Source organism: Micromonospora sp. 15K316, assembly GCF_004348525.1.
Lineage (GTDB): Bacteria > Actinomycetota > Actinomycetes > Mycobacteriales > Micromonosporaceae > Micromonospora.
In genome coordinates, this window is the sequence record NZ_SMKG01000006.1 from 75126 (window position 1) to 86113 (window position 10988).

Annotated in this window: 7 protein-coding genes and 1 pseudogene; 5 read left to right on the forward strand and 3 right to left on the reverse strand. The window is 71.9% G+C overall.

Annotated features, from left to right (window positions below; translation table 11 throughout):
• Positions 1–70: 70 nt before the first annotated feature.
• Positions 71–730 (forward strand): MBL fold metallo-hydrolase, encoded by a 660-nt coding sequence (locus E1211_RS03280; RefSeq protein WP_132345208.1) that lies wholly within the window; start codon positions 71–73, stop codon positions 728–730.
• 243 nt (positions 731–973) lie between these two features.
• Here E1211_RS03280 and E1211_RS33835 read toward each other — a convergent pair.
• Positions 974–2196: pseudogene (locus tag E1211_RS33835) on the reverse strand (low temperature requirement protein A).
• Positions 2197–2269: 73 nt separating this feature from the next.
• Positions 2270–3121 (reverse strand): oxygenase MpaB family protein, encoded by an 852-nt coding sequence (locus E1211_RS03295; RefSeq protein ID WP_132345212.1) that lies wholly within the window; start codon positions 3119–3121, stop codon positions 2270–2272.
• A gap of 246 nt (positions 3122–3367) precedes the next feature.
• On the opposite strand from E1211_RS03295, the gene E1211_RS03300 reads away from it, so the two are divergent.
• The 4 genes from E1211_RS03300 to E1211_RS03315 all read left to right on the forward strand — a co-directional run bounded on the left by E1211_RS03300 (position 3368) and on the right by E1211_RS03315 (position 9771).
• Entirely contained in the window at positions 3368–3781 is a 414-nt protein-coding gene (locus E1211_RS03300; RefSeq protein ID WP_132345214.1) for a YciI family protein, read from the forward strand.
• Between the two features lies 1 nt (position 3782).
• Positions 3783–4922 (forward strand): RNA polymerase sigma factor, encoded by a 1140-nt coding sequence (locus tag E1211_RS03305; protein ID WP_132345216.1) that lies wholly within the window; start codon positions 3783–3785, stop codon positions 4920–4922.
• Between the two features lie 246 nt (positions 4923–5168).
• Entirely contained in the window at positions 5169–7862 is a 2694-nt protein-coding gene (aceE, locus tag E1211_RS03310) for a pyruvate dehydrogenase (acetyl-transferring), homodimeric type (RefSeq protein WP_132345218.1), read from the forward strand.
• Between the two features lie 178 nt (positions 7863–8040).
• On the forward strand, positions 8041–9771 hold the full coding sequence (locus tag E1211_RS03315; protein ID WP_132345220.1) for an FAD-dependent oxidoreductase: 1731 nt from the start codon (positions 8041–8043) through the stop codon (positions 9769–9771).
• A gap of 341 nt (positions 9772–10112) precedes the next feature.
• Here the strand turns inward: E1211_RS03315 and E1211_RS03320 are convergent, their stop codons facing one another.
• Positions 10113–10868, reverse strand: a complete 756-nt coding sequence (locus tag E1211_RS03320; RefSeq protein ID WP_132345222.1) for an SDR family oxidoreductase — start codon at positions 10866–10868, stop codon at positions 10113–10115.
• Positions 10869–10988: the final 120 nt, after the last annotated feature.

Genomic DNA, 10988 nt, shown 5'->3' on the forward strand with positions numbered 1-10988 from the left:
GGGCCGGGCGTCGGCGGCGATCAGAAACCGCGGTCGGCATGAGCGGAAGCCGGTCGGGTATGCGACGCCCATGCGCGTCGCCAAGTACCTGCACTCGTGCCTGCTCGTCGACACCGGCGCCGCCCGGCTGCTCATCGACCCCGGCCGGTTCACCTTCGTCGAGGGCCACGTCACCCCGGAGGACTTCGGCGACCTCGACGCGATCGCCGTGACCCACCACCACCCCGACCACGCCGACCCGGACGCCCTGACCGAGATCATGCGACGCACCGGGGCGCCCCTGCTCGGCAACCGGCAGAGCGCCGAACACCTCGCCGCGCACGGCCTGACCGTCACCGTGCTCGAACCCGGTGAGCACCACATCGCCGGCATGACCATCGGGGCGATCCGGGCCGACCACGAACCGGTGCTCGCCGACGAGACACCGGCCAACACGGCGTACCTCGTCGACGGCCGCGTCCTGCACTGCGGCGACTCGCTGCACCCGGCCCTCTTCGCCCACCGGGGCGTCGACCTGCTCGCCGTGCCCGTCATGGGCCCGTACCTCACCGAACGACTCGTCGCCGGCTTCATCGCCCAGCTCCGGCCCGTAGCCGTCGTACCGCTGCACGACGGCTACGCCAAGGACTTCTTCATCGCCCAGCGCTACGACACCTACCGCCCGTACGTCGAACAGCTCGGAATCACCTGGCACAACCTCACCGGCCCCGGCGACACGGCGGCCCTCTGACCGGCCCTGGGGCACGACTCCGCGGAGCGCGTCCAGCGCTCGCCGGGCGGGAGCCTGTGGCCGAGCCGGAGCGCCTGGGCGCGAAACAGCACGGGGCAGCGAGCCGGACGGGCAGCCGGTGCGCGGCTGCCCGTCCCGACGCTCGACGGTACCAACGCGGGAAGCGGCGGGCAGGGCTTCTCACAGGCAGGGCTTCTCACGGGCAGCTCCGCCGGCCGCCCGGGTCCCGCGGCGGCGGCCGGATCACCAGATGGTGCGGATGTTCCAGCGGGTGCGGTACACCGGCCGCCCGTAGTGCGGGACGAAGGCGATCACCGCCATCGCGGTGGTCATGGTGGCGGCGATCGCGAGCGGCGGCAGCGTCCGCATGGCCGGCCCGGCCAGCGAGAGGACGAGCACCCCGATGGGCAGCCGCCACAGCATCGCCCGGAACACCACCAGCGCGTACACGGTGCGTCCGGCGAGGAAGACCGCCGGACCGGCGACCACGATGGCCACCTCGGTGACAGTCGTGTCCCCCAGCGGGTCCCTGGCCACGATGTCACCGCCGGCGGCGATCAGCACCACGCCGCAGACCATGACCAGGTGCGCGTACGCCGCGACCAGGGCGAGCCGGCCGGGACTGCGGGACTCGTCGATCCCGGTGGCGAGATGGTCGGCGACGTAGACGATGTAGATCCGCCACATGGTCACCGTCATGACGAAGAGGAGGACGATCGCCGCCGTCCGCAGTGACACGAACGGGGGATCGCCGTACCGCCGCACGCCGACGAGGATGATCTCGCCGAGGGCGACGATGAACATCTGCCGGTAGCGCTCCGACAGGTGCTCGCCGGCCACCCGCAGTTCCTCCGTGGTGGCCCGGCCCAGTCTCGGCACCGGGTACCCGAAGAAGCCGATCGCGAAGTCCGTCATGACCGCCACCGCCCAGAGCACCAGCCGGGCCCGCTGGGCAGGAACGCGCCGACCACCCACAGCACTCCGGTCAGGCAGAACCAGAGGAGCACCCGCATCGGCCGCGCGCGCAGCGCGTGACCACGCAGGGCGGTGACGAGGACGAGCCCGCGACACAGGTGCAGGCCCACGTACGCCCCGGCGAAGGCGACCCCGCTGGGGCCTTCGAAGGCGCTGCTGACGGCGAGTGACATCAGCAGACCGCCGAAGAGCACGAGGAGGACGATCATCTGGACCAGCGGCAGGCGAGGGTCGTACCAGTCGGTGGTGTAGGCGGTGACCGTCCAGACCCACCAGACGGCGGCGAGCAGGACCACGGTCTCCAGCGCGTGGTTCCAGCTGAGGTTGCCGGTCAGCCGGTCGGAGAGCCGGGTGAGCGCGACGATGAGACCGAGGTCGAAGAGCAGCTCCAGGTAGGAGATCCGGCGGGGAGCGTCCGGACTGCGCAGAATCCACCCCGAACGCGCCACAGCCCCCCTCTTCCGGTCGATCCCGTCCGAACTTCGTACCACGCCGGGGTGGGCACGGCCTGGCCTTTGCCCGGACGACTCGACCTGGCCCGGGGGCCGGGGGGCGTTCGTGATCTCAGTCGTCCTGCGGCGGGCCGAGCCGGCTGATCTCGTACCCGTCGGGGTGGCTGCGGGTCCGGATCCCGTCGGCGAACACCGGCGTCGTCCGCGGCCTGCCGAACCAACGCTGCGACCGGGAACGACACCGGAGCAGCAGGTGCAGACCGGCCCGGACCGGCCAGGCGGGCGCGGCGACGTGCGTCGCCTTCCGCAGGCGCTCGTCGTACACGGCGCTGACCAGGGCGTCCCCCAGCGGCGCGAGGGCTCGGGGGATCCGGGCGAGCAGCAGCATCCGGGTGGCCCGCTCGACGGCCGCCGCGTTCTGGTTGGGCCGCAGGTACGCGGCGTCGTGCGCGTCGAACCAGGTCTCGAACGCCTCGTAGGAGTCGGGGATGCCGGTGACACCCATCCGGCGACCGAGCTCGCGGTAGAAGCGGTGGGTGGCCCGCCGTTCGTGGCAGCACGGGCGGCGCCAACCGTAGCGCTCCAGCCAGCGGGTGGGGATCACCACCAGGCAGCCCAGGACGTAGCGGAAGTCGTCGTTGTCGATGTCGTACCGGCGGTGGATCTGGTTGACCCGGCGCAGGGCGTCCCGGCCGCGCTGCCGGTCGAAACCGTGCAGCACCATCTCGTACATCAGGATGCCGGTGTCGTCGATCCGCTGCTGCGTACGCTCGGTCAGTTCCCCGGTGACAGCGTGCACGGCGGCGATCGACGGCAGTGAGAAGGACCGGTTGAACGCCAGGTTGAGCCCGAGCTTGAGGTCCCACGGGAACTCGTACCGCAGCATCGTCTGGTAGATCGCCAGGTGGTCGTGCTCCGGATCGAGCGCGCGGATGCGTGCCAGGTTGGCGTAGCGGGCTCTCATCGGTGGGCACTCCGATCGGGTGGACGCCAGGGAGGGCTTCCTCGCCGCGCGCCATCATCCGGCAGGCGGCCGGGCGGCGCTACCAGGTGCTCGTCCGCCCGCTCGCCGGGCCAGGAGACCGCCCACCCGGGCCGATCCGGGAGCCGCGGAAAAAAGTTCCGCCGGCGATGTCGAGAACCACTGCCCGGCTCCGTCCCCGCAGTGAACGCGACGAGAATGGGTCGCACCAGCACCGAGGAGATTCACATGGCCAAGTACCTGCTGCTGAAGCACTACCGCGGCGCTCCGGCCGCCGTCAACGACGTGCCGATGAGCCAGTGGACGCCGGAGGAGATCTCGGCGCACGTGCAGTACATGAACGACTTCGCGGCCCGGCTCGAGACCACCGGCGAGTTCGTCGACGGTCAGGCCCTCGCCCCGGAGGGGACGTTCGTCCGGTACGACGGCGAGGGGCGCCCACCGGTCACCGACGGCCCGTTCGCCGAGACCAAGGACCTCATCGCCGGCTGGATGGTGATCGACGTCGACAGCTACGAGCGCGCCGTGGAGCTGGCCGGGGAGCTGTCGGCCGCCCCCGGGGCGGGCGGGAAGCCGATCCACGAGTGGCTCGAACTGCGTCCGTTCCTGACCGCGTCGCCCACCATCACGGAGTGCCACTGAGGTGAACGAGCTCCTGCTCCGGAGCCTCACCCCGACGGTGCTCGGGATCCTCGTCCGCCGCGGAGCCGACTTCGCGGCGGCCGAGGACGCCGTGCAGGACGCGCTGGTCGAGGCCGTCCGCGTCTGGCCGGCCGACCCGCCACGGGACCCGAAGGGCTGGTTGGTCACCGTGGCCTGGCGCAAGTTCCTCGACACCACCCGGGCGGACGCCGCCCGCCGCCGGCGCGAGGACCGCGTCGACGAGGAGCCCGGGCCCGCGCCGTCGATGGACGACACCCTCCAGCTCTACTTCCTCTGCGCCCACCCGTCGCTGACCCCGTCGTCGGCGGTCGCGCTCACGCTGCGCGCCGTCGGCGGGCTGACCACGCGCCAGATCGCCCAGGCCTACCTGGTGCCGGAGGCGACCATGGCGCAGCGCATCAGCCGGGCCAAACGCAGCGTCTCCGGCGTGCGGTTCGACCAGCCCGGCGACGTCGCGACCGTGCTGCGCGTCCTCTACCTGGTCTTCAACGAGGGCTACTCCGGTGACGTCGACCTCGCCACCGAGGCCATCCGGCTCACCCGGCAGCTCGCGGCGGCGATCGACCACCCCGAGGTGGCCGGGCTGCTCGCCCTCATGCTGCTGCACCACGCCCGGCGGGCCAGCCGGACCGCTCCCGACGGCGGCCTGGTGCCGCTCGCCGAGCAGGACCGGAGCCGGTGGGACACCGGATTGATCGCCGAGGCCGTCGAGATCCTGCAGGCGGCCCTCGCCCGCGACCGGCTGGGCGAGTTCCAGGCCCAGGCCGCCATCGCGGCGCTGCACGCCGACGCGCCCGCCGCCGAGGAGACCGACTGGGTGCAGATCGTCGAGTGGTACGACGAGCTCGCACGCCTGACCGACAGCCCTATCGTCCGGCTCAACCGCGCGGTGGCCGTCGGCGAGGCGGACGGAGCGCGCGCCGGGCTGGCGGCGCTTGCGGAGCTGGACGACGACCTGCCCCGCCACACGGCGGTCTCGGCGTACCTGCACGAGCGCGACGGCGACCTGGCGACGGCGGCACGGCTGTACGCCGAGGCGGCCGGACGGGCCACCAATCTCGCCGAGCGCGACCACCTGACGCGCCAGGCCGCCCGGCTCAACACCCGCCGGCCCGGCTGACCCCCGACACCGCGCCGGACCGCGCCCGGCCCCGCCGGGTCGCCCGCGGTGGCGGTCCCGGTCGGTGCCGCGTACGTCACACGTCCTACGCCGCCCCGGCTGTCACAGATCCGCGCGCCGACCGGTCCTTCTTGGCGGACCGGCAGTGCGGCTTGGCCCGAGCTGTCCCGCCGGCAGACCCTGTCTCACAGTGTCGACCTCCCGCCCGGGCGACGAGAGGTCCGGCCCCGTCGGAAGGCGGCCACCATGACCGACATCGTGCGAAAGCAGTCAAGCGCGCTCGATCAGATCCCGGATCGAGACCCCGAGGAGACCGCGGAGTGGGCGGCCTCACTCGACGCCGTCACCGCCGCAGCCGGTCCGCACCGCGCCTCGTACCTCCTGCGCCGCACCCTCGAACACGCCGAGGGCTCCGGCCTCCGGCTGCCGAAGCTGCCGGAGACCGAGTACCTCAACACCATCCCGACCGCCGCCGAGCCGGAGTTCCCCGGCGACGAGGAGATGGAACGGCGCATCACCGCCTGGAACCGCTGGAACGCGGCCGCGATGGTCTCCCGCGGCAGCCGCTACGGCCTGGGCGGCCACATCGCCACCTTCGCCTCGGCCGCCTGGCTCTACGAGACCGGCTTCCAGCACTTCTTCCGGGGCAAGGAGGCCGACGGCTCCGGCGACCAGCTCTACATCCAGGGCCACGCCTCCCCGGGCATCTACGCCCGCGCCTTCCTGGAGGGACGGCTCACCGAGGAGCACCTCGACCGGTTCCGGCAGGAGGTGGGCGGCGGTGGTCTGCCCTCCTACCCGCACCCGCGCCGGCTGCCGTGGCTCTGGGAGTTCCCGACGGTGTCGATGGGCCTGGGTCCGCTGTCGGCGATCTACCAGGCGCGGTTCAACCGCTACCTGCAGCACCGTGGCATCAAGGACACCTCCGCGTCCCGGGTGTGGGCGTTCCTCGGTGACGGTGAGATGGACGAGCCGGAGTCGACAGCCGCGCTCGCCCTCGCCGGTCGCGAGGGCCTGGACAACCTCACCTTCGTGATCAACTGCAACCTGCAACGGCTCGACGGGCCGGTGCGCTCCAACCTCAAGATCGTCCAGGAGCTGGAGGCCCAGTTCCACGCGGCGGGCTGGAACGTGATCAAGGCGCTCTGGGGCTCGGCCTGGGACGACCTCTTCGCGCTCGACACCACCGGCGCGCTCGTCCGCCGGCTGCGCGAGGTCCCCGACGGGCAGTTCCAGACGTACGCGGCCCGCGACGTCAGCTACATCCGCGACCACTTCTTCGGCTCCGACCCGGCGCTCGTCGAGATGGCGAGGGTGCTGACCGACGTGAAGATCGCCGAGTGCTTCCACGTCTCGCGGGCGGGCCACGAGCCACGCAAGGTGTACGCCGCCTACCGGGCCGCGGTCGAGCACCGGGGCGCGCCGACCGTGATCCTCGCCCAGACCGTGAAGGGCCACACCCTCGGTACCGGCTTCGCGTCGCGCAACGCCAACCACCAGATGAAGAAGCTGACCGGCGACGAGTTCCGCGCGCTGCGCGACCTCCTCGAACTCCCCATCCCGGACAGCGAGCTGGAGGACGGGTTGATGCCGTACGCCCACCCGGGCGCCGACTCACCGGAGGTCCGTTACCTGCACGAGCGCAGATCCGCGCTGGGCGGTCCCGCCCCGGCCCGCCGGGTCCGGCCGGTGGTGCTGCCCGAGCCGTCCGCCAAGCCGTTCGAGGCCCTGGCCAAGGGCTCCGGCACCCAGGAGATCGCGACGACGATGGCCTTCGTCCGCCTCGTCAAGGACCTGATGCGGGACCCGCGCACCGGCAAGCGCTGGGTGCCGATCGTGCCGGACGAGGCGCGCACCTTCGGCATGGAGTCGCTCTTCCCGACCGCCGGGATCTACTCGCCGCACGGCCAGACCTACGACCCGGTCGACCGGGACATGCTCCTGTACTACAAGGAGGCCACGAACGGGCAGATCCTCCACGAGGGCATCACCGAGGCCGGTTCGATGGCCGACTTCACCGCCGCCGCCACCTCGTACGCCACCCACGGCGAGCCGATGATCCCCTTCTACATCTTCTACGCGATGTTCGGCTGGCAGCGCACCGGCGACCAGATGTGGGCGCTCGCCGACCAGCTCGGTCGCGGCTTCCTCATCGGCGCCACCGCCGGCCGGACGACGATGACCGGCGAGGGCCTGCAACACGCCGACGGCCACTCGCACCTGATCGCCTCCACCAACCCGGCGGCGATCGCCTACGACCCTGCCTTCGCGCACGAGATCGCCGTCATCGTCCGCGACGGCCTGCGCCGGATGTACGGACCGGACGCGGAGGACGTCTTCTACTACCTGACGGTCTACAACGAGCCGAAGGTCCAGCCGCCGATGCCGGCCGGTCCGGACGTCGAGGAGGGCATCCTCAAGGGCCTCTACCGGTTCAAGGAGGCCGACGTCCCGCGGCTGGCGGCGGATGCGCCGCGCCTGCAGCTGCTGGCCTCCGGCACCGCCATCCACTGGATCCTGGAGGCCCAGCGGCTCCTCGCCGCGGACTGGGGCGTGGCGGCCGACGTCTGGTCCGCCACCTCCTGGAGTGAGCTGCGCCGTGACGCTCTGGCCTGCGACGCGGCACAGCTCAGGGGAGAGGACCGCATCCCGTACGTCACCCGGGTGCTGGACGGTGCCCCCGGCCCGGTGCTCGCCGTGAGCGACTGGATGCGGGCGGTTCCCGACCAGATCAGCCAGTGGGTGCCGCAGGAGTGGCACTCGATCGGCACCGACGGCTTCGGCCTCTCCGACACCCGCGAGGCGGTCCGCCGCCACTACGGGGTCGACCCGCAGTCGATCGTGGTCGCGGCGCTCGCCGCCCTCGCCCGGCGCGGCGAGGTCAAGCCGGAGACCGTTCAGCAGGCCCGTGAGCGCTACGGACTCTCCGACGACCGCTGAGCGGCTGTCACGAACTGTGGCGCCCTCCGGTCTTACCTGACGAGCCCGCGTACCCCCTGGCGCGGGCGCGACGAGGCCACGACCACGGCGACGAGTACGCCGTGCGGCCGGCCTCACCCGGCCGCCCCCCTGACCGCACAGGGGGGCGGCCACCCCTCACCGCAGAACGGGAAACACCATGAGCAATCTTGAACGACGCCTGTCGACCTCGGTACTCGTGATCGGCACCGGGGGTTCCGGCCTACGGGCGGCGATCGAACTCGCCGAGCGGGGCGTCGACGTCCTCGCCGTGGGCAAGCGACCCAAGCTGGACGCGCACACGTCGTTGGCGGCCGGCGGGATCAACGCGGCGCTCGGGACGATGGACGCCGAGGACAGCTGGCAGCAGCACGCCGCGGACACCATCAAGGAGAGCTACCTGCTCGCCAACCCGCACACGGTGCAGATCGTCGCCCAGGGCGCCGCGCGGGGGATCCACGACCTCGAACGCTTCGGGATGTCCTTCGCGCGGGAGGAGGACGGCCGGATCTCCCAGCGGTTCTTCGGCGCCCACAAGTACCGCCGGACCGCGTTCGCGGGTGACTACACCGGCCTCGAGATCCAACGCGCCCTCGTCCGGCGCGCCACCCAGCTCTCCGTCCCCATCCTCGACACCGTCTACATCACCCGCCTGCTCGTCCGCGACAACGTCGTCTTCGGCGCGTACGGCTTCGACGTGAACGACGGCACCCGGTATCTCGTACACGCCGACGCGGTGATCCTCGCCGCGGGCGGGCACACCCGGATCTGGCGACGGACGTCCTCGCGCCGGGACGAGAACACCGGGGACTCCTTCCGCCTCGCGGTCCTCGCCGGCGCCCGTCTGCGTGACCCGGAACTGGTCCAGTTCCACCCGTCCGGGATTCTCGAACCCGAGAACGCCGCCGGCACCCTCGTCTCGGAGGCCGCCCGCGGCGAGGGCGGCATCCTCCGCAACGCACTGGGGGAGCGGTTCATGGAGCGCTACGACCCCGAGCGGATGGAGCTGTCCACCCGCGACCGGGTGGCGCTCGCCGCGTACACCGAGATCAAGCAGGGTCGCGGAACGCCGAACGGCGGGGTCTGGCTCGACGTGTCGCACCTGCCGCGGGAGACCATCATGAACCGGCTGCCGCGCGTCTACCAGATGATGCTCGAACTGCAGATGCGCGACATCACGATGAGCCCGATGGAGATCGCGCCCACCGCGCACTACTCGATGGGCGGAGTCTGGGTCCGCCCGGAGGACCACGGCACCGACGTCGAGGGCCTGTACGCGATCGGTGAGGCGGCGAGCGGCCTGCACGGCGCCAACCGCCTGGGCGGCAACTCGCTCATCGAACTCCTCGTCTACGGCCGCATCGTCGGTGCCACCGCCGCCGACTACGCCGCCGGGTTGGACGCGCAGCGGCGCTCCCGGGAGGCAGTCGCCGAGGCCCGTGCCGAGATCGACGGGCTGCTCTCCGCGGACGGCCGGGAGAACGTGCGCGCGCTGCAGCGCGCGATCCGTAACACGATGACGGAATACGCCGGTGTGGTCCGCGACGAGCAGGGGCTGCGTACCGGTCTGGCCGAGCTCGCGGTGATCGAGGACCGGATGGCCGACATCGGCGTCCACCCGGACATCGCGGGTTATCAGGACCTGTCGCACGCCTTCGACCTGAAGGCGTCGGCGCTGGCGGCACGAGCCACCCTGGAGGCCGCGCTGGAACGGCGCGAGACCCGCGGCTGCCACAACCGGAGCGACTACCCGAATCTCGACCCCGCGCTCCAGGTCAACCTCGTCTGGTCGCCGACGGCGGGCATCGTCCGTGAGGAGATTCCGCCGGTCCCCTCGGAGATCGCCGAGCTGATGCAGGACGTGTCGACGGTCGGGAAGCTCGTGGAGTAGTCGGCTCCGCCGCGCGGCGATCGCCGATCCTCTCGGCTGAACGCCGCCGGCACACCGGCGGGGCGGGCGCGGGCCGACACCCGCAGACCGCCGCCGCCACACGCGAGCCGGGCCGGTTCACCGGCCCGGCTCGTCGTGTTCGAACGACGCGGGCGCCATGACGCTCGGGACCGGCGGCCCGGGTGAGCGGCTGGGCCGTCGAGGGCTACCGGGTGGGTAGCGGTCCGCGTCACGTACCGGCGGACGCGGAGACGGGCACCAGACCCAGCGCGGGGCCCGGTGCCCGTCTCCGCGACACGCCACGGCCGGCCTGCCCTCGGACGCCGACCGCGAGCCGCCGGCTACTTGCCCGACTTGTTCCGGCCCAGCCAGTCGGCGTACGTGAGCTTCCCGAGCTGCGCGCCGTCGTCCGGCACCAGGCTCCGCTCGTCCAGCTCGGACCCGAAGTATTGCGCGTGCGGGTCGGTGACGACCTCGCGCGGATCGCCCGCGTCGGCCAGGACCTTCCGGAAGAACTCGTCCATCCGGCCCTGCTCGGGGCCGGCGATCTCGAGCCGGGCGTTCAACGGCGATCCCACCGCCACCCGGCCGACCGCCTCGGCCACCTCGTCGCCGGCAATCGGCTGGAAGAGCACCGGCGCGATCCGGACCGTGGTGCCGTCCGTGGCGGAGTCGGCGATGCCCGGCACGAACTCGAAGAACTGCGTCGCGTGCACCAGCGAGAACGGAATCGACGACTCCTCGATCAGCTTCTCCTGCGCGATCTTCGCGCGGAAGTAGCCGTTCTCGGGCAGCCGCTCGGTCCCCACGATCGAGAGCGCCACGTGGTGACCCACGCCGGCCGCCGCCTCCGCCGCGAGCAGGTTGCGGGTGGAGGTCTGGAAGAACTCCATCACCGCGTTGTCCTCCCAGGAGGGGGAGTTCGACACGTCGACAACGACGGACGCGCCGGTCAGCGCGTCGGCCAGGCCCTCGCCGGTGAGGGCGTTGACGCCGGTGTTCGGTGATGCCGCCACCGCCTCGTGGCCCTGCTCGCCGAGCTTCGCGACGAGCTTCGACCCGATCAGGCCGGTGCCGCCGATTACCACGATCTTCATGTGAAGCCTTCCTGTTGCCTTGAGCATCGGTTCCCACCGTCACCCGATAGGACCGGACAGCCTCCCGGCCTGTGACACCGTCCGCCGCCCTGATCTTGATTCTCGCCGCCGGCACGGGGG